General features: G+C 63.6%; 22 protein-coding genes, 4 tRNA genes, 1 pseudogene and 1 CRISPR repeat array. Of the genes and pseudogenes, 7 read left to right on the top strand and 20 right to left on the bottom strand.

Annotated features, from left to right (window positions below; all coding sequences use genetic code 11):
* Window positions 1-743: 743 nt before the first annotated feature.
* From AB0B25_RS05425 to AB0B25_RS05370, 12 genes are read right to left on the bottom strand one after another with little or no spacing between them, the layout of a single operon-like run.
* Complete coding sequence (locus AB0B25_RS05425; RefSeq protein ID WP_357175094.1) at window positions 744-1865, bottom strand: site-specific integrase; 1122 nt, start codon at window positions 1863-1865, stop codon at window positions 744-746.
* Window positions 1865-2083, bottom strand: a complete 219-nt coding sequence (locus AB0B25_RS05420; protein WP_357175091.1) for an excisionase family DNA-binding protein — start codon at window positions 2081-2083, stop codon at window positions 1865-1867. Before AB0B25_RS05420 ends, AB0B25_RS05425 begins: the two co-directional genes overlap by 1 nt.
* Window positions 2084-2096: 13 nt before the next feature.
* Window positions 2097-3785 (bottom strand): replication initiator, encoded by a 1689-nt coding sequence (locus AB0B25_RS05415; protein WP_357175088.1) that lies wholly within the window; start codon window positions 3783-3785, stop codon window positions 2097-2099.
* A complete protein-coding gene (locus AB0B25_RS05410; RefSeq protein ID WP_357175085.1) occupies window positions 3785-4399 on the bottom strand; it encodes a hypothetical protein in 615 nt (204 codons plus the stop codon). The genes AB0B25_RS05415 and AB0B25_RS05410 overlap by 1 nt, the downstream gene beginning before the upstream one ends.
* Entirely contained in the window at window positions 4396-4563 is a 168-nt protein-coding gene (locus AB0B25_RS05405; protein WP_357175082.1) for a hypothetical protein, read from the bottom strand. The genes AB0B25_RS05410 and AB0B25_RS05405 overlap by 4 nt, the downstream gene beginning before the upstream one ends.
* Complete coding sequence (locus AB0B25_RS05400; protein WP_357175079.1) at window positions 4560-5237, bottom strand: DNA methylase; 678 nt, start codon at window positions 5235-5237, stop codon at window positions 4560-4562. Before AB0B25_RS05400 ends, AB0B25_RS05405 begins: the two co-directional genes overlap by 4 nt.
* Window positions 5234-5434 carry a hypothetical protein gene (locus tag AB0B25_RS05395; protein WP_357175077.1) on the bottom strand — a complete coding sequence of 67 codons (201 nt, stop codon included), beginning with the start codon at window positions 5432-5434 and terminating at the stop codon, window positions 5234-5236. The genes AB0B25_RS05400 and AB0B25_RS05395 overlap by 4 nt, the downstream gene beginning before the upstream one ends.
* A complete protein-coding gene (locus AB0B25_RS05390; protein WP_357175074.1) occupies window positions 5431-5754 on the bottom strand; it encodes a hypothetical protein in 324 nt (107 codons plus the stop codon). Before AB0B25_RS05390 ends, AB0B25_RS05395 begins: the two co-directional genes overlap by 4 nt.
* Window positions 5751-7058 carry an FtsK/SpoIIIE domain-containing protein gene (locus AB0B25_RS05385; protein ID WP_357175071.1) on the bottom strand — a complete coding sequence of 436 codons (1308 nt, stop codon included), beginning with the start codon at window positions 7056-7058 and terminating at the stop codon, window positions 5751-5753. The genes AB0B25_RS05390 and AB0B25_RS05385 overlap by 4 nt, the downstream gene beginning before the upstream one ends.
* Window positions 7058-7249, bottom strand: a complete 192-nt coding sequence (locus AB0B25_RS05380) for a hypothetical protein (RefSeq protein ID WP_357175068.1) — start codon at window positions 7247-7249, stop codon at window positions 7058-7060. The genes AB0B25_RS05385 and AB0B25_RS05380 overlap by 1 nt, the downstream gene beginning before the upstream one ends.
* A complete protein-coding gene (locus AB0B25_RS05375) occupies window positions 7249-7899 on the bottom strand; it encodes a DUF2637 domain-containing protein (protein ID WP_357175065.1) in 651 nt (216 codons plus the stop codon). Before AB0B25_RS05375 ends, AB0B25_RS05380 begins: the two co-directional genes overlap by 1 nt.
* Complete coding sequence (locus AB0B25_RS05370) at window positions 7899-8363, bottom strand: hypothetical protein (protein ID WP_357175062.1); 465 nt, start codon at window positions 8361-8363, stop codon at window positions 7899-7901. The genes AB0B25_RS05375 and AB0B25_RS05370 overlap by 1 nt, the downstream gene beginning before the upstream one ends.
* 142 nt (window positions 8364-8505) lie before the next feature.
* On the opposite strand from AB0B25_RS05370, the gene AB0B25_RS05365 reads away from it, so the two are divergent.
* Window positions 8506-9237 (top strand): XRE family transcriptional regulator, encoded by a 732-nt coding sequence (locus AB0B25_RS05365; protein ID WP_357175061.1) that lies wholly within the window; start codon window positions 8506-8508, stop codon window positions 9235-9237.
* 9 nt (window positions 9238-9246) lie between these two features.
* Window positions 9247-9729, top strand: coding sequence for an NUDIX domain-containing protein (locus AB0B25_RS05360; protein ID WP_357175059.1), 483 nt, complete (start codon window positions 9247-9249; stop codon window positions 9727-9729).
* Here AB0B25_RS05360 and AB0B25_RS05355 read toward each other — a convergent pair.
* The 3 genes from AB0B25_RS05355 to AB0B25_RS05345 form a co-directional block, all read right to left on the bottom strand.
* Entirely contained in the window at window positions 9705-10232 is a 528-nt protein-coding gene (locus tag AB0B25_RS05355; protein WP_357175057.1) for an HD domain-containing protein, read from the bottom strand. The two genes, AB0B25_RS05360 and AB0B25_RS05355, sit on opposite strands and share 25 nt — an antisense overlap.
* Window positions 10233-10855: 623 nt before the next feature.
* Window positions 10856-11569: a hypothetical protein gene (locus AB0B25_RS05350; protein ID WP_357175054.1), complete on the bottom strand. Its 714-nt coding sequence runs from the start codon at window positions 11567-11569 to the stop codon at window positions 10856-10858.
* Between the two features lie 137 nt (window positions 11570-11706).
* Window positions 11707-11778, bottom strand: a tRNA-Val gene (locus tag AB0B25_RS05345).
* Between the two features lie 459 nt (window positions 11779-12237).
* On the opposite strand from AB0B25_RS05345, the gene AB0B25_RS05340 reads away from it, so the two are divergent.
* The 3 genes from AB0B25_RS05340 (at window position 12238) to AB0B25_RS05330 (ending at window position 12502) form a co-directional block, all read left to right on the top strand.
* Window positions 12238-12310, top strand: a tRNA-Gly gene (locus tag AB0B25_RS05340).
* A gap of 45 nt (window positions 12311-12355) precedes the next feature.
* Window positions 12356-12426, top strand: a tRNA-Cys gene (locus tag AB0B25_RS05335).
* A 1-nt stretch (window position 12427) separates the two neighbouring features.
* Window positions 12428-12502: transfer RNA gene (locus tag AB0B25_RS05330), tRNA-Val, on the top strand.
* A gap of 278 nt (window positions 12503-12780) precedes the next feature.
* On the opposite strand, the gene AB0B25_RS05325 is transcribed toward AB0B25_RS05330, so the two are convergent.
* Together AB0B25_RS05325 and AB0B25_RS05320 are read right to left on the bottom strand one after the other, a co-directional pair.
* Window positions 12781-12927: a hypothetical protein gene (locus AB0B25_RS05325; protein ID WP_357175052.1), complete on the bottom strand. Its 147-nt coding sequence runs from the start codon at window positions 12925-12927 to the stop codon at window positions 12781-12783.
* A 25-nt stretch (window positions 12928-12952) separates the two neighbouring features.
* Window positions 12953-13153 carry a hypothetical protein gene (locus tag AB0B25_RS05320; RefSeq protein ID WP_357175049.1) on the bottom strand — a complete coding sequence of 67 codons (201 nt, stop codon included), beginning with the start codon at window positions 13151-13153 and terminating at the stop codon, window positions 12953-12955.
* A 43-nt stretch (window positions 13154-13196) separates the two neighbouring features.
* Between AB0B25_RS05320 and AB0B25_RS05315 the strand changes: the two genes are divergently transcribed.
* Complete coding sequence (locus AB0B25_RS05315; protein WP_357175046.1) at window positions 13197-13520, top strand: transposase; 324 nt, start codon at window positions 13197-13199, stop codon at window positions 13518-13520.
* A 67-nt stretch (window positions 13521-13587) separates the two neighbouring features.
* The gene (locus AB0B25_RS05310; protein WP_357175736.1) at window positions 13588-14436 is read left to right on the top strand and encodes an IS3 family transposase; all 849 of its coding nucleotides are present in this window, start codon (window positions 13588-13590) and stop codon (window positions 14434-14436) included.
* A gap of 476 nt (window positions 14437-14912) precedes the next feature.
* Window positions 14913-15179: direct repeats of the CRISPR family, unit length 23 nt; unit sequence ATCCCCGCGTGCGCGGGGCCGAC.
* Between the two features lie 36 nt (window positions 15180-15215).
* On the opposite strand, the pseudogene casA reads toward AB0B25_RS05310, so the two are convergent.
* From casA to AB0B25_RS05295, 3 genes and pseudogenes are all read right to left on the bottom strand, one after another.
* Window positions 15216-16676, bottom strand: a pseudogene (casA, locus tag AB0B25_RS05305) (type I-E CRISPR-associated protein Cse1/CasA); the annotation flags it as partial.
* 165 nt (window positions 16677-16841) lie between these two features.
* Entirely contained in the window at window positions 16842-17126 is a 285-nt protein-coding gene (locus AB0B25_RS05300; protein WP_357175043.1) for a hypothetical protein, read from the bottom strand.
* Window positions 17127-17176: 50 nt separating this feature from the next.
* Window positions 17177-17513 (bottom strand): IS3 family transposase (locus tag AB0B25_RS05295; RefSeq protein ID WP_357175040.1); only part of this gene is annotated, 337 nt, incomplete at its 5' end.

The following is a 17513-nucleotide window of genomic DNA, read 5'->3' as shown; positions in this document are numbered from 1 at the left end:
CGATCGTTCAGGTGTCGGGATGTCGAAGAGCGGTCTCGACGCCGCGACACATCGGTGCCCGAGCCCCCGGCGACCGATCACACGGGCGTCTTACGTCTCGCACCACACCACCATGTTCGCGATGCCGAATCGCTCGGCCCTCCGAACGCCACTCAGGTTGCACAGCACCATGATTCGCACGTTCCAGCCGCTGCGACCCACCCCGACTAGACATGGTCGCGAACCTCCATGACAGCGACGGCGACGGTGGCGGCCGACTCGAATCGCGGCGGCTCGACTACCCGATCGGTGGACATATTTCTCCTTCGCCGAATCGCGTCGATCCGGTCCATCGGTCGAACATGTTCTGGAATCGCAGCACTTGCGGGCGAAACGCTCGGCCGCTCGCGAAGCGACGACTCGTGACGCTGAGGTCAGATCAATGGTAAAGACTTCCCAAAGTCCGAGGAAAGGTTTCGGGTGCAAACCCATGCAACTGCTATCAAACTGTGACCACGGTCACAGGTTCGCCGCGAATCGGCCCGCCCTGAGCAGACCCCGGATGCGAAACGACCGGGCACCGAACCATCGATGTCGATCAAGAGATAGGCAAGAAAAAAGACCGGGCTCAATTCGCTCCGGTCTCGTTCGTGAGTGGTCCCAGCTGGGATCGAACCAGCGACCTTCCGCGTGTGAGGCAGGCGCATCGTTGCAGGTCAGAAGACTAGCACACCCGCGCGTGCCCCAAACGTGCCCTAGGTCCGTCAGTGCTTCACGATGATCGTTCGGGGCAGTTCGACGGCGTTTCCCCTGGCAGCGAGCTTGCTCAGCTCCGCAGCGACTTCCTTGTCCCGGCCGTCGACCGCATGGAGATACCGCAGTGCTGCAGCAGTCGAAGCGTGCCCCAATCGCTTCTTGAGGTCCGCAAGTGTGGCCCCGGTACTTGCCGCCAACGTCTGACCGGTGTGACGAAGATCATGGAAGGTGACATCAACTCCGACCCGATCCCGTGCCCGCACGAACGCCTGATAGATCGAATTACCACGCATCCGCTGACGGTCCTGCCCAACGAACAACCAGGTCTCCCCCGCCCACTGCTCCAAGTGCTCCACGAGGAACGGGCGCAGGTGCGGAGGGATCGACACCGGTCGCTTCCCGGCATCGGTCTTCGGATCCTTGTCGAACGCGACACCCGACTCCAGCAGTTCCACCCGGTTGCGTCGAACACGGACCTCGTCGGCCACCAGGTCCAAGTCCACGACCGCCAAACCGATGATCTCCCCGCGACGCAGACCGCACCAGGCAGCCAGCAGCACCGCAGCCCGGTATCGGGGTGTGATCTTCTCCACCAGCTCCGCGACCTGAGCCGGGCTGGCAACGGTGCGTTCCTTCGCCCGATCCGAACCGGCGCCCTTGATGCTGCACGGGTTCACCGCGATCGCCTGATCACGGACGGCGCAGTTCATCACTGTGCGCAAAAACCGGTAGGACTGCGCGATCGACGTCTTGCCCCCAGTGCCCGCTGTCGCCTTCGCGTGCCAACTACGCACCACGGGCGGAGTGATCGCGATCAGTGGCTTGTCGAGCAACTCGGTCATGTGCAGGCGCATATTCCGCTTGCACGTCTCTTCCCACCGCGGACCGACATCGGGACTGTCACGCAGGTAGGCCAGGGCGTAGTCCTCGAACAGTTGCCGCCCGATCTGCTCATCGAGCCAAGTTCCACGGCTGATGTCGGATTCGACGTTCACCAGATAGCGATCAGCGTCGGTCTTCGTTCGGAAGGTGTGAGGTGCGTTCTGGCGCTTGCCATTCGGGCCGACGAATGATGCCTGAAACCGGCCAGAGGGCAGCTTGCGCACTTTGCCGAAACGTCTACGTCCCATCAGGCCACCACCCTGCCACCGCTCCAGCGAACCTCGATCGGCTCGACTTTGCCGGCGACGGCGTATGCGTCCAGGTCAGCGAGCTTGAACCGCACATGCGCGCCAACCTTGTAGAACACCACTCGCCGTTCGGCGACCAGCCGACGTATGAACCGCACCCCCGTGCCCAGGTACACCGCTGCTCCCTGCACGTCCACGTAGCCAGGTCCGATATCCATTGCTTGTCCTCCCCTATGCCGCTTGCCGAATTGCCGAAGTTTCTTGTGCCGCTGGTGGTCCGGCGGCGAGCATGGCTTTGTCGTATTCGGCTCGCCAGGTGATGCGTTGGGAGATCGCGGCCATGATCAGGTGATCGCGCGGTGGGACGTTCTTGTCGCCGTTCTCGACCGGGGTCACGATCACGTGCGAGCGGTCCGGCTTGACGATCCCGACCGCGCGCAGGAGTTGCCGAACGAACTCGGCGCGATCGGCCTTGTGGTCTGGGAGGGTCTTGTTCGACCAGCGACGCGAGACCAGCACCCGCCGACCAGGCAACCCGAGGGTGTCTCGACGGTGTGCCTTGGACTTGCAACGTCCGGGGACGGTCTTGTCGCTGGCGCCCTTGGGGACGATGCCGTAGCGCAGCCACACCCCGCACCGCGGCGAACACGGGGTCCGGCACAACTCATCGTGAAGACGGTCGTAGTGCACGCCGGTACGAGTCGAGTCGGTGTCGAGGACTTCACCGATGGACTTGGTCAGATACTTGGTGACGTAACCGATAGCCCGATCGGCCTTCGGACCGGGAATGTAGCCCTTCATGTCGCCGGCGTCCATGCGTTCGCCGAAACGCACGACGTAGGCCGGCTCCAGCTCGTCCACCGAATCCATCACGTCCAGAGCCTGGTCCCAGGTCGGCAGCGCGGTCCCGGTGTCGGGGTCGGTGAACCCGCCGATGGTGTGGTCCCAGACCGGCAGCCGGTCGCCGGAGTACACCTCTTGGTCGTGATGCGGCCACCACACCTGGTGATAGGTCGCCGCAGTCACCAGACGCAGGATTTCCCGGGAGATAGCCGAGCGCAGCAGCAGGTGCAGATGCGGGGCACCGCGGCGTTGGGGTTCGACGGTGGCGAAGTACTGGACGTCGTAGCCGACCACGCGACGCAGGTTCTGAATCCAGCGATCCACCAGCTTGGAGAAGTGCACGATGTCCCGCGCGGCGCGTGTGTAGTCGTACTCGTCGGGTCGCCGGGGTGAACCATCACCACACGGTTTGCCCTCGGCATCGAACGCGCCGTCCTGGTTCATCGACCCGTAGGACGGCATGGTCAATGTGACCATCATCGAGGACCGGTAGCCGCCGATCACCTTGCCGACCGTGGTCTTGGTGACCTTCTTACGTGGGAGGTTCGGGGCGTCCTGGCGGCGGCGGGTCGACCGCTGGCGACGTTCGGAGGTCGAGGCATCGAAGGCGGGAAGCCGGCCCCGGAAACCGGTCTCGCGCAACTCGACATCCAAGCTGGTCGCGATGTCTTTGACCGCTGCGGCGAGAACACCATCACCAGCGGCGACCGCGTCCTTGTACTGCACGTACAGGTCCGAACGTGCGCGCAACAGATCCTTCTGCACGTCGCTGGCCGGGTCCGGGGTGTTGACCGGTTCGGTGTCCAGGTGCCAGCCCTCCCGGCACTGGGTCATCCTCAGATAGCGCGCCTTGGCAGCGCACGATGGGCATACCGACGCCACGGTGGACTTGCAGGGCGACCCGACGTAGGAGACGGTCAGCGTCTTGGGATCCTCGGTGCGCATCGGGACCGGGCGACGGCACACGGTGTGCTCGTCGGCGAGATCCTGGGCGACGGACCGGAAATCCGGCAGGCTACGACGCTCGGCCGCTGTCTGCCGGACCGGCACCACATCAGTATTGGTCGTGGTTTCCATCAGGCCGCCTTCGGCTTGGTCCAGTGATCCACACGGGGCAGCACGATGGTGTCTGCCAGGGCGTCGGAGTGCCGGAAGACCAGTTCGACGGTGCCGGGCCCGGTGATGGTGGCCCGGCATTCCAGAGCCCGGAAGGCGTGAGCCAGGTGCGAGACACGGTTCTCGAAGTCAGCGGGACAGTGCCCGTCGAGCATCCGCACCCGGACCCGATCGACCGCGGTACCGATCCGGACATCGAGCAGGCGAGGGATGAACGTGCGGTCGTCCTGGGTGATGCACAGGTGGCAGGCAGTCATGAGCTTGGCCCAGCGACGCCGGTAGCGGGTCCAGGTCAGGTAGCGGGTGCGGGCCCGCTGGGTGACCCATCGCTCGAACATCTCCGGCCGCATCCGCTGCCACAGCATGATCCCCGCGACGGACACCCCGGCAGCCGCGACACCGAACGGCCACCCCAACACCACCCACGCGGCAGCCGTGAGGGCGAGTGGGATGGAGATGACCGGGAACAGGATCAGCCACCACAGGCCGATGACGATCCCCCACACGGTGTTCAGTAGGGCCAGCCCGACGAGGTCGAACGGGTCGAGACGAGTGGTTCTGGTGTCGGTAGTCATCGGTCGTTCCTCGTGGTGGCAGGGTCGAACAAGGTCAGTTGCCCGTCGCAGCTGGCATAAAGGTCTTTGTGGATGCGGCGGGGACGTTTGCTGCGACGCCCCGCGGCGGCAGCGGCGACGATCGGGTTCACCGGCTTCGGTTCGGCCGTGTGATCGGTGGTCATGCCGCACCTGCTTGCGGGATTCCGGTTACCGCGGGCAAAAGGTGGCGGCCGAGGTGTTCGGTGTAGGCGGGCGGGATCGCCTGGCACAGTTCGGCCCCGGTCATCCAGTCGATGCCCATACAGGCCGGTCCCAGCCAGGAGCCGACGTCACCGGTGATGGAGATGTGCATGCCGGCGTCGAAGTCACGCCGACGTTTCTTCGTGCTCGTGCGGGCGGTGTGGGCGGGATGCCACGGGAGCGGAGGAAGCAGCGGGATACGCGGGTCGATGGCGAACTTGCGGTGCCGGTAGGTGCGCAGCCCGAACATGCTGCCGCACAACACCAGATCCGCCCGCATCACCGCACCCATGACGTTCTCCACCACCCACGCCACCGGCTGGCCGGCGAGCTGGTGCAGGGTCGCGTCCAGCAGCCAGCCCGACCCGTCGACACCGGCGCGGGACACCAAGGTTGTGTGGTCGCGGCATGGTGGGGAGGCGTGTATTACGTCGAACTCGTGGCCGTGGGCGGTCAGGAACTCCAACGCGTCGGCCTGGTGGAACTCGAACGGGTAGTGCGGTTGCGGTGCGATGTCCACGCCTACGACTTCGAATCCGGCCCGGTGATAGCCCATCCCGGCACCGCCGGCGCAGCAATACAGGTCCAGCAGCCGGGGACGACCCATCGCGGTCATGCCGCCCACCCCGCCCCGTCATCACCGTCGTAGCCGCTGATGTCCCAACCGGGCACCGAACCGGTCTCCACCAGCAGGTTCACCGCGACCGCGACCGGGTCCAGGCCACGGGCTTCGAGTTGGCAACGGCGACGTGCCCGAAGATCGATCACGACATCCGCGCCGGTGCTGGTGAGGTGGGTGCGCTTGATGTTCATGAAAGGATCTCCATTTCGCGGATGCCGCATACCTCGCAGGTGCGGGAACGGGTGGTGGTGCCCAGCGGCCAGACAGTGATCTGCCAGACATCGGGGAAGTGGTGTCCGTGTGGGCACCAGATGACAGCCACGCAGTGGACACACAGCACGCGGTCGCCGTCATAGCGCCAGCCCACGCGAGCGCTACGGGCGTTGATGTAGGAAACAGCCTGGTGGGTGGAGTCGAAGCAAATCGACTCGCCGTCGTCGTCGCTGTAGATGTCACCGCAACCGTCGCAGTACACGACCACATGCAGTTCGGTCACGAGCCCCCGTTTCATGCCGCCACCTCGCCCGTGTCACCGTCGCCGAGGTCATCGGGGTCGAACGTGGCCGGATCGAAATCCGGATCGGGGGTGACGTCGACGATGTCGTGGCGTGGTGCGTAGGTGGCCACCATCCAATCGATGTCGTCATCGGTCACGTGATAGGCCCGCACCCGGGTAACGGAGGCTTTACCGTCCTCCTGCACGTAACAAACACCCGGAGTCGTGGTCGAGATCTCGTCGCAGCGTGATCCCCGCTCACGAGCGCCTTGGCCGTGAATCATCGCTACCTGGGTCGGTTCGTCCATCCCCAACCCGATCCGATACGGGAACAACTGCCGTTGCGGCACAGTGTCTTTCGACGGATCGATCACGGTTTCGATCACCGAGAACAACGGTGCACGACCTTGGGACAGCAACATGCCATGAGCGCGTTCGAACCGGTCCCGCAACTTCGAATCAGTGAACGCCGACAGCGTGGCCGCCTCATCGATGATGATCACCGTCAGCGGGTTGTCCCGGGTCGGAACGGGTTTGCGGGTCTTGCCGCGGTACCGGTTGGCTGCTTCCTGCATGTCTGTGACGGTCTCTTCCAACATGCCGATCATTTCTTCGGGCATGGTGCAGTGGAACCGGGTACACATCGGCTCCAGGAACCCCAGTTCCATCCCGCCTTTCGGGTCGAGCACCCGCAAATCCACCCGACCCGACGCGATAGCCGGAGCCAGGGCGTAGATCAGGGCTTGCAGCACACCCGACTTACCCGACCCGGTACGGCCACCCATCAGGACGTGACGGCCCTGTACCGGAACCCTCCACACCTCGCCGTCTTCGGTCAGTCCGACCGGAACCGCCTCCAAATCCACCCCGTCAGCAGGCAGTCGCGGGGCGACAGCGTCAGCGAGGGTGTCATACACGCGCAGGTCCAGGCGGACGAAGCCCGGGCCGGTCGATGTGGCGGTCACCGTCGGGACACCTAGGTACTGGGCCAGGACATCCAGGGTGTCTTCGTTGTTCCAGTCCTTGAGCTTCTGACCACCCAAAATCTGGACCTCGACCGACATCCCGAACGGGGTGTACTCAGCGGCGAGGACGTTCGGGTAACCGACCTGCCACGACCCCAGACCCAACGCCGGCCACATCACCGCCAGTTGCGCCGGATCAGTCACCACGAGCACCGCGGTCCGAAGCTCGGGTGGAGCGGCGCCCGCGTGGTCTTGCGGGGTCGGAACCGAACCGGCACCGACGCGGCGCCACTGCCACATCAACCCTGAGGTCACCGCAACACCGGCAGTGACCAGAGCCGCAGTTACCGACATCACCGATCACCACCCTCGACCACCGAGCCAGCGCAGAACATCACGCAGCCATCCGACCGAACAGGCGAAACCGGAACCGTCGCAGTCGGTTCACGACCAACCGTGAGCAGCAGTGTCAAAGGCAGCACCACCAGCGCGGCGACCACGAACAACGCCACCACACCAGGACGAGCCATAACGAACGTGAACATCACACACCCCCAATCGCGAGCGGCAGCATCGGCTGAACCGGACACGGACGAACAGGAACAGGAATCGGCCGAGCGGGCCGGATAGGCCGGACCGGAGCCACGGCCGCAGCAGCTAGAAGCGGAACGTTCACAGGCTCAGGCTTGGGCGCCACGACCGCGGGCACTTCGTTCTCCGACACCTGGTCCGGGACAGGTGCCGCAACAGCTTCCCGGACTGGTTCCTCGACGGGTTTGCGCTGAGCGGCGCGGAACAGCATCACCCCGCCATGGGTGTCCACCAACAAGGCGATCGGGGCGATAGCCGCGATGACAGCCGCTTGCCAGGCCGGAAGCGGATGCCCATCAGTGAAGGCATGCAAGCTGTTGCCGGCGACCGACACCACCGCGCCGACACCGAGGACCCAGGAGAACCAGAGACGCTCTTTCGGCCGGTTGGACAGCACCATCACCGACACCGTGGCCTGAATGATGGTGCCGTCCACGATCACTGGGAACAGCCACGAGATCCGTTTCTCGATCCGCGCCAACTCCGCCAGATCGCGCAATGTTTCGTAGCTGAGGACGAACGCGGCGACACCGACTCCGACGATGATCAACACCGCCGCCGCCCGCGCCCACCGCATCCGCAGCGAAACATCCTCGACGGTCATTACGCACCCGTCTTCGCGCCGTTGCCGTTGCCAGCGTTGGCCTTCGGAGTGTTGTTGTCGCCCTTGATCCCGGTCGCACGGAACTGGTAGCCGAGGTACTTGAACTCGCCCTGCCCCATCACCTTCGGCTCAGCAGTCACGCCTTCCAGCTCGATGAACCAAATACCGTCCGCGATCTGCTCGCCAGCCGGGACCGGCTGATGACGCGAGACAAACGTGATCTCGAACGACGCTCGTTTGCCCTTGCCATCGCTGGCCTCGTGCGGGTCGGTTACCGTCGCCGTCCACAACGGAAGGCCCGTGCCCTCCCCCGTCTTCGGGTCGATGTCGTACTTCTGCTCCGGCAGCGCGTTGCGGTCCGGGTTGTACTTGATCGCCGGACCGATCCCTCCCATCAGCAACAGCCGCTTCGGGAAGGCTTGCGAGGACTCGATCGGGAACTTGAAACCCTTGCTGATCGCCATCTCTGAATCTCCTTGTGTCACTTGGGTTATGCCGCCGTAAGAGGATCTGTTTCCTCCGACACATCTAGGATCTCGCGACATATAGGGACGAAATAACCCAATATTTGGGACACTTAGGGACACTTAAACGTAGAATTGGGGCATGACGAACGAACGACTCCGAGGCGCGATGGCGGCTGCGGACCTCACGAAACACGCACTGGCCGAACGGCTTGAGATCAGTACCAAGACGGTCGAGCGATGGATCACACAGGACCGTTGTCCGCATCCTGGCCTTCGACTCAAGGTCGCTCGCGAAGTGGGACGCGATGAGACCTACCTCTGGCCCGAACTTTTGGCTGGCAGCCGGTCTGCCACGGCTTCACTGTCGGAGCTGGTGCAGACATGGCCGACCCGACCCGACGTACCCCATGAGGTTTGGCGTTCGCTCATGCGGCAAGCGACCGGCCAGATTGACGTCTTGGTGTACGCGGGAGGCTTCCTTGTGGAGTCCTTGGACTTCGTGAACGTCGTTCGAACCAAAGCAAATGCAGGTGTGCAGGTTCGAATCCTTCTCGGAGAGAGCGACTCGCCAGAGGTTCTCGCCCGAAGCCGCGAGGAGGGCTTACCGTCACTTCCCCAGCGGTGCCTGTCGACCCTGGAATACCTCCGAGAAACCATGGACCTGCCGATGGTTGATATCCGAACCCATCGCACGACCCTGTACAACAGCATCTACCGTTTCGGTGACTCGATGCTCGTCAACACCCACAGCTACGGCGCATATGCAGCGAAGTCTCCAGTGCAGCACCTACAGAAAGTTCCGGGTGGGCACCTGTTCTCCTACTACCTGGAGTCGTTCGAAGCTGTCTGGAAGACCGGCCGCCCCGCGTAATCTGACCTCATGGGACGCCGAATCGATTACCACCAGGATCCCAACGCGCCGACAGCGAATAGCGTCAGACCGAGCGCAGCCGCATTCGTCTACGAGGACGGCGCAGTCTTGCTCATCTGTAGGTCCGATAACGGAAACTGGTCCATGCCTGGCGGTGCACATGACCCAGGCGAATCGCTCAGCCGTACCGCCGTTCGCGAGACACAAGAAGAGACCGGCGTCGACATCCACGTGACCGGAATCGTCGGAATCTTCACAGATCCAACCCACGTCATTCACTACACCAGCAACGACGAGGTCCGTCAGGAATTCACCGTGGTCTATCGCGGTGTGCCGATCGGCGGGCAGCCCACAACGAGCGACGAAAGCACACGGGTCGAGTGGGTACCCGTCCAACAGATCCCGTCGCTCAGCATGGACCGCAGCCAGCGAAAGAGGATCGACTGGGCACTGAGTCAGAACGAGCCCTACATCGATCCCGACGCCCGCTGAACCGCCATCCGCAGCCGCGGTTCTGCTCGTGTGATCGCGGTGTGTACCACACTGCCCGGCTCGTATCTTCGCAGGATCTCTGCCAGCCGTTCATCCACCGAGAACTCCTCCCCGTTTGGCCCGGTCGAGAGGTCGGCCCACCACATGAAATCGTCGGCCATATCGAGTCCAACCACGTCGGTCAGCCGGAACTCATCGAACATGCGCGGATCCAGACCACGCACCTCGGATTCGACCTCTGCTGCCGTATGGAACGCGACGATGTGACATACGACCTGCGAATACCCGAGCGACTGCAGCAGACGAGCACCGTCGAGCGGGTGAAATCCAATGTCCGGGTGCCCATAGCCCACGTCATGGAGATACGCCGCAGTGACCGCGTCTGCACGTATTCCCGCCGGCAAGAGCTTCGCAACACTCTCCATTCGCTGCCCAACGCCAATCGAGTGAGCGCGGCGCGAATCTGTCAGCGCAGACAGCAGCTCAGCCATAGCCTCGTTCACGGCCGCCATGGTACGCGCGGCACAGTTGAACAGTCGTTGCCGAATTTCGCCATACAGGATCAAGGAGCGCCTGCGGCGGCGCATACGCGCCGCCGCCGCGCTTCGACGCGCAGCGCGGCTGATGAGGCGTCGCCTGCGGCGCGTCGGCGCGTCGGCGACACGTTTGCGCCGTAGCAGAACGTCCCGTGGTCCTGTCTGACCACTTCTCTCAACGTCCTCTCAGTGCTGGGCGCGCCGGGAGCCGTACCCGACTTACCTCCCGCAGCCGAACACGAATCCACCGGCACTCTGCCCGGTCGACCGGCTGTGGTCACCACCAGGAACTCGGCGGATTCGAAGTCGATTAGGGACGGTCACCGGCAGAAGTGACCTGGGGCTTCGGCCCCCTTTCCTCGGATTGCCGAACTATCAAGCGACCTTCGGCCGCTTGGCCCTGCTGTGTGGTGGCCTGCATTGTGTTCACGCGCCCCTCCAGCGTCAAGAGCGCCTACGGCGTCACTACGTGATCGGCATTCGCCGACTCTTGACCCCGGAGCCTCTACGCGCGAAAGGCACGCCGATAAGGGGCAGGCGCAGCCAGCCCGCCTATGGGTGCAACCCACCACCCAGCAGGGCCAGCCCCGCTAGGTATCGACCTTGTCGAGCAGCGCCGACACCGACTCAAGAAACTCGTGATGCTTTTGAATCCAGGCTCCGAACGCTATCTCAGGGGGACTGTCCTGAAACGGAGTGTTATCAAGGTCAGGGTCCTCCAGATAAGTCTTGACGTTCAGCACATAGAAGCTGGCCTCGTTGTGGACGTCCAACCAATGCTCCAGCACTTCTGGAACCCCAAGGGCTCGCATCATCCGTACTGACGCTGCGAGCGTCACCAACGTCTCGTGCACTCGCTCAGACGCCAGCTCGAAGTCCGATGCTGGGAGCCCCTCGACGAGGAACTTCACCTGACCACGCAGGTTCCCTAATGCGTTCAACACTCGCGAGGCAGCATCGATCACATCTCGTAGGGCCGCGAGCCGCTCAGCCCTTCGGTCCTTCGCCATCTGCGCCTGCTGTACGAGTTGAAACTGTGCGGCCTGGGCATCGAGTTGGCGTTGTACGTTCCCGGCGTTGGCCGTTATCTGACTCTTGACGTTCCACCAAGCCCACGCAGCGACACCAATGGCCACTGCCGCGGCAATCAATGTGGCAATCGGCTGAGTGAACCAACCGGGATCGTGAGGGGCAAGCTTCTCGACCACTTCCGACGGCACAACGAGTTGAACTTGTTGGGCCGTACCAGGGTCCAGTGGGCTGTTCGGCGTAGGCGGTTGCGACAGCACGATTCCGTTGCCCACTTGCCCCCCTCTCATGCCCCTGGCGTGCCTCAATCAAGGCGAACTAGGGGTCAACCTCGGTCAACATCGAGCGTTTCAGCTTCGATATTTTTAGAGAAAAAATCCCCCTGACCATGCCATATGGTGGGGGGATTGCGTGGTCCCAGCTGGGATCGAACCAGCGACCTTCCGCGTGTGAGGCGGACGCTCTCCCGCTGAGCTATGAGACCTGACACTTCATTCCGGGCGGCGCGGGGATGCCCTCCGGACGAGACGAAACAATAGCACGCGTCATCGGCGGTTCACCAAATCGCTACCCCGGCAGCGGCGGTCCAGCTCATCGGCCGGGATGTAGGGAGGTACGGACACACGCACTCCCTGTATGAGTCTGCCGAGGATCCGGCACAGCATCTGCCCCATCCCTTACCGAGAATCCGGCGATCGCCACCCCCTTCAGGCACACCGGCCCTCCGTGGTCCGTGCGCCCAACTCACTGTCACCCACGACCACGGATGCGCGCAGGCAGGTGCGAGTCCGACGTCCCATCAACCACACGCGCCACCCCAGGCACAGCAGGCCGCTTCGGGATATACCCGGTTTTACCTGCGGATTTGTACCTTTCATCGGGCGTCCGCTAATGTTCTGTCTCGCACCGGAGAGGCCGAAACAAGCCCACCGAGGTGCAGAATGCGGATGTAGCGCAGCTGGTAGCGCATCACCTTGCCAAGGTGAGGGTCGCGGGTTCGAATCCCGTCATCCGCTCGAGAGGTAGGGCAAGGCAATAGAACGATGCCGTCCGCCTTGCGCGGTGGAGTGGCCGAGTGGTGAGGCAACGGCCTGCAAAGCCGTGCACACGGGTTCGATTCCCGTCTCCACCTCGCGCGATTAGCTCAGCGGGAGAGCGCTTCCCTGACACGGAAGAGGTCACTGGTTCAATCCCAGTATCGCGCACCACCGTAGTACCAAATCAGGCCCGGTTTTTACCGGGCCTGATTTTGTTTGTGCCCAACGCGTGCCCAACAAGGCACCTCACCAGCGCGCGAAATGGATTAGATGTGACCGCAGGACACCTTTAGATCTCGAAGGCAGGCTGCCCAGCGGCGAATGACCAGAGCGCAGGCCGGTCCAGCCACGGACTTCCGTATGAAGCGGAAACGACGGATAACGGCAGCATCATGGCGTCACCGCCATCCGCGTCGTTTACTCGCGATAGTTGGGCCGGCTTGCGTGCGCTACATCGAGGTGACGAAGAATTCAATCCAGATCCCCAGGGACTCCTCCACCGGAAGGCCGCCGTCCAGCGGCGGTTCAGGGTTCGGCGCAGACGCAGATACGATCTCATGCAAGGCCTGACGCGCCAGCAGCGACAGCGGTTCCACCCACTCAGCCCAGTTCGTCAGATCACTATCGCGAGTCAACCCCTGCCGGCCGTGGGCCGTAGTCCTCACCGCTGGCCAAGGCTTCCAACATGTCCAGTATTCGCGCGAGCACGATGCCACCCGGTTCGCCACGCGGGAATGCCACACCAGGTAGCTCCAGGATTCGCACCACCGCGAACACATCGTCCAGGTTCGGCGTCTGAGGTTCACCCCGGGTAGTGGACACCGAGTTAGCAGGATCGATGGTTCTGCTGGTAAGGATGTCCGTTATGCCTCCTCGCAAGCGTCGGTCGTTCACGGCCGAGTACAAAGTCGAGGCTGCTCATCGGGTGATCGATTCCGGTCGCCCGATCGCTGTGGTCGCTCGTGAACTCGGTATTCACGAGACCGTGCTCAGTACCTGGGTCAAAGACGAGCGGCGTCGGATCGCCGCGGCCGAGGTCGGTGGTGAGAAACCTTTGGACGCGGCCGAGCGAGCCGAGTTGCTGCGTTTACGCAGGCAAGTCGGTGAGCTGGAGAAGGACAATGCGTTCCTGGCAAAAGCTTCGGCGTACTTTGCCGCGATGCAGACCAACCGGCCCGGTTCGATCTGATGGTGAAGTACGCCGGCCCCGATGACATCGCCGAGACCGCGGGCACCGGCGCCCCCGAGGGGCAACGATCCGTCGTATGGCACGCCTGCTGGGAGTGTCGGCGTCGGGTTACTACGCGTATGTGAAACGTTGCACGGCTACGGTCCTGACCTCGCGTCAGCAGCGTCGTGCCGATCTGGCGGTGAAGATCCTCGACGTCCACGCCGAGTCCGACGGTACCTACGGGTCTGCACGGATCACCGCCGAGCTACGCGCACGTGGCGAGATGGTCAGCGCCGAAACCGTCGCGGCGATCATGTCCCGGATCGGGATCGAGGGCATCAGCCCACGCACGTTCAAGGCCCGCACCACGATCACCGATCCCGCCGCGTCGTTCCCGCCGGACCTGGTTCGCCGCAACTTCGATCAAGGGCGCCCCGACGCGGTCTGGACGACTGATTTCACATATCTGACCTGCGGACAGGGCGACATGTACTTGTGCGCCATCCGTGACGGACATACCCGCCGCGTGCTCGCCCACGTCGTGGCCGATCACATCGGTGCCGACGTGGTCTGCCGGGCGATCGACACTGCGGTAGCAGTTCGTGGCCGTCCGGTGGCAGGGACGGTGCTGCATTCCGATCGTAGAGGCGAGTTCACCGCGGCGATGACAGTCAACGCCTGCCACCGCCACCAGCTGAAACGGTCGATGGGCGATACCGGAATATGTTGGGACAACAGTCCCACCGAATCGCTCTGGTCGACCTACAAACACGAGTCGTACTACCGCCACGCCTACGCTACCAAGACCGAACTCGTTGCTGCGGTTGACAATTGGATCCACAAGTACAACCATGATCGACGGCACTCCGCCCTCGGGATGCTCAGCCCCCTACGCTACGAGCAATCCCTGACAGACGCAGCAAAAGCTGCTTGAACCCCTGTCCACCATTCGCGGTGAACCTCAGTCGGCGCAATCCGGCCGACCAGGAACCGTGAAAGTCGACAGCGGTTACCGATCGGGGCTGCGGTGTTGATCGCGACGACTTGACACCGCTCTCTGTTCGCATACTCCCTCCACGCTTGCGTAAGCAGCGGCGGGCTACCGGCGGACGCGAGCGATCTTGGGACACAGTGCCAACCTGGTTGGTTTCTCAACGCCGAGTTCGAACTACGCACCAACAACGGCCTGACCGCAGTTACGATCTGGCAGTGGGTGCCCTGCAATGGGGTCCGGCCCAGCTAACGCCACACGAGCACGCTCAACGACCCGTTAGCCGAAGAGCTGAGGATTATGAGATCAAACACTCCGAACGGTGTGCTGACCTGTGAAGATAATGATCGAACATGTGTATTTCGGCGAAATACATTGCTGACGGAACAAGCATCTCGGTGTAGGCGATGCGCAGTGCGATCCCCGCGTGCGCGGGGCCGGCTCCCGCCACCGGTCCGGCCCGACTCCGGTCCGTGGACTATCCCCGCGTGCGCGGGGCCGACAAGGGCGGCGGCGTGCGGCTCACCGCGCGGTTCGGACCATCCCCGCGTGCGCGGGGCCGACCCAACGAGACGGCGTTCCTGGTCGATGTCCTGCGGACCATCCCCGCGTGCGCGGGGCCGACGGATCCTCATCGTCATCCTCGCATCGTTCACCTGGACCATCCCCGCGTGCGCGGGGCCGACCGGTGGCGCCCGGGCAGCGAGGATCTCCCACGCCAACTGCCCCGCCTCGAGCTTGCCAGGATCGTCGGTGTCGGCGCCGACACCGGCCAGCAGGCGCCGCACGAGCGGATCCAGCGCATAGTACAGCTGCTCCCCCGGACGCTGCCCCTTATTCCACGGAATTGGCTCGGTACCGGACGCTTGACGCAGCTCCGCCGTAAGCCGGTTGATCGCGATCGCGAGTTGCTCGGCCTGCTGAGCAACCTCGACCACCAGGTCGTATGCCTCGCCCCGACCCTGTAACGCCGCCACCGGCAATGGGATCGCGTCGTGGATCAGGTCCTCCACGACGGCCGACTGGTTGCCATATTCGATACCGAACGCCTCCACCCGTAGCGGGTAGCTCCGATCGATCAACCCGCGCCGGTCCAGCGCGGCGAGCTGGACGAGCAGCTCACTCGTGCGGGTCGACACCGTCTTCGTGTTGGTATTGCCCGCCTCCAGCGCCAGCAGCGCCCGCACGCCTTGCCACATCGCTCGGCCCGGCACATGCCGTAGCGGCCTCGCCGGGCGCACCTGCGGTGCGTTCTTCGCCGGCTTGTCCAGCCGCCACGCGGTATGGGTCTCCCAATCGGGTGTCCCATCACCCAACCGGTCACCAGCCGCGACGATCACCCGGTCGACGACCGTCCCAGCCTCGGTTGCCATCGGAAACAACCGGATCCGGCGCGCCTGCAACGTCCACAGATCCAGCAGACCGTCGGGGGTATAGGTAGCCGACCATTGCGACCCCCCTGCCCACCTCGGGTCGCCCTTGTCTCGTCTCCACTGGGGAGTGCCGAGCCGAGCTTGCACGGATACAGGCGTATTGAGCATCAGCGTGTCGTAAAGCGTGACCCCGACCGGCATCACGACACCCAAATTTCCCAGCGGCCCTGTCTGATTGCCCGATGTCTTCCCGCTCTTGACCCGGTCGTCCCCGACGGCACCGGTTTTGATCGCCGCAGTGTCCCAGGCATGCGTGTGTACCAACCAACGCGCAGCAGCACCAACCGGCAACGCAAGAGTGTCCGCCTCCGTGTGGGAGGCGAAAAAGGGCGCGTTGTTACCGGTCGGCTGCGTTGCGACGAGCAACGCCGCGCCCTTCGTTTCCCCCTTCGCGGTGCGCAGGCCGGCCACCTGCGCGAAAGGGCGTTCAGGATCGAACAGATCGAAGCGATTGGACCACTGGCCGAGGTAGCCCGTGAGCCGATCGAGTTCGTCTTCGCTGAACCCACCCCGCTCGAACCGCGCCCGCCGATCCTTCAGGGTCGGCGGGGACCCGAGCGCGTCCATCGTCAGCAGCAGCAGTAGATGCCTCAGCACGGCCGCGAACGTGGTCGGCACCTCGAAGGGCACATCGACGACCTCATGGCTGCGTTGCAACGCCGGCCAGACCGGTAGGGACTCAGCGGAACCCTCACGAAAAACGCAGGGCAACAACGGCACTTCGTGCAGAAGGTCTCCCCCGTATGCCATCGGACTCCAATCCATGAATGCTGTCCGTGTATATCCAACCCCTTTTGGGTACCCTAGCTCGCCGGGCACAGCGCTGTCAGAAAAACTGGTACGCAATCTATCCCGCAGTTGTGGGAATAGCCCCGCTGTGCGTGTGGGCAAATGAATGGCCCCGCTGTGCGGGGTTCAGACCGGTGGGACTCGTTTAAGCCCCACCGATTCGTTCGACGACCAACCCGAGTTCGTCGTCGTAGCACACACTTCGTGACCCGACCGTCGCCGCGTCACCGGTCCGAGAATCAGTGCCCGGCTGTAGCGCAGCCATGGGTGGTCGCGCCATCCGTCCAGCGGTCGGCACTCCTTGGTCGCCGCGGCAGTGAGAGACGCGGGTAGCCGCACGGTTCCCCCGAGGAGGTCGTCGAGCAGGTCCGGTGACGCTTCGCCGTGGATGCCCAGCCATCGGCCGGTCATCGTCCGGTATCTGATGTTCCCCGGGTTTCGTAGAGTCGACATACAGGACTTCAGGCCACGGGTTGGACGGACGATTGCATCATCTCGTACTCGATCGGAGATCGCATACCGAGGGCCGAATGACAGCGGCGACGGTTATGGAAGATCTCCAGGTATTCGAAGATCGCGTTTGCCAGCTCGATTCTGGTTCCCCACCGCTGCCGGTTCAGTAGCTCGGTTTGCATTCTGCCCCAGAAGGATTCGATGACGGCGTTGTCGTAGCAGTCGCCGATCGAGCCCATCGAGGGCACCAGCCCGGACTTACGGGCCCGGTCGGTGAAGGCCCAAGAGGTGAATTGGACCCCGTGGTCGGAATGAATGATCGTCCCGGCCTGTGGTGAGCGGTTG

The organism is Nocardia sp. NPDC049190, from assembly GCF_040648115.1.
Classification (GTDB): Bacteria; Actinomycetota; Actinomycetes; order Mycobacteriales; family Mycobacteriaceae; genus Nocardia.
This window is presented reverse-complemented; position numbering and strand designations above follow the sequence as displayed.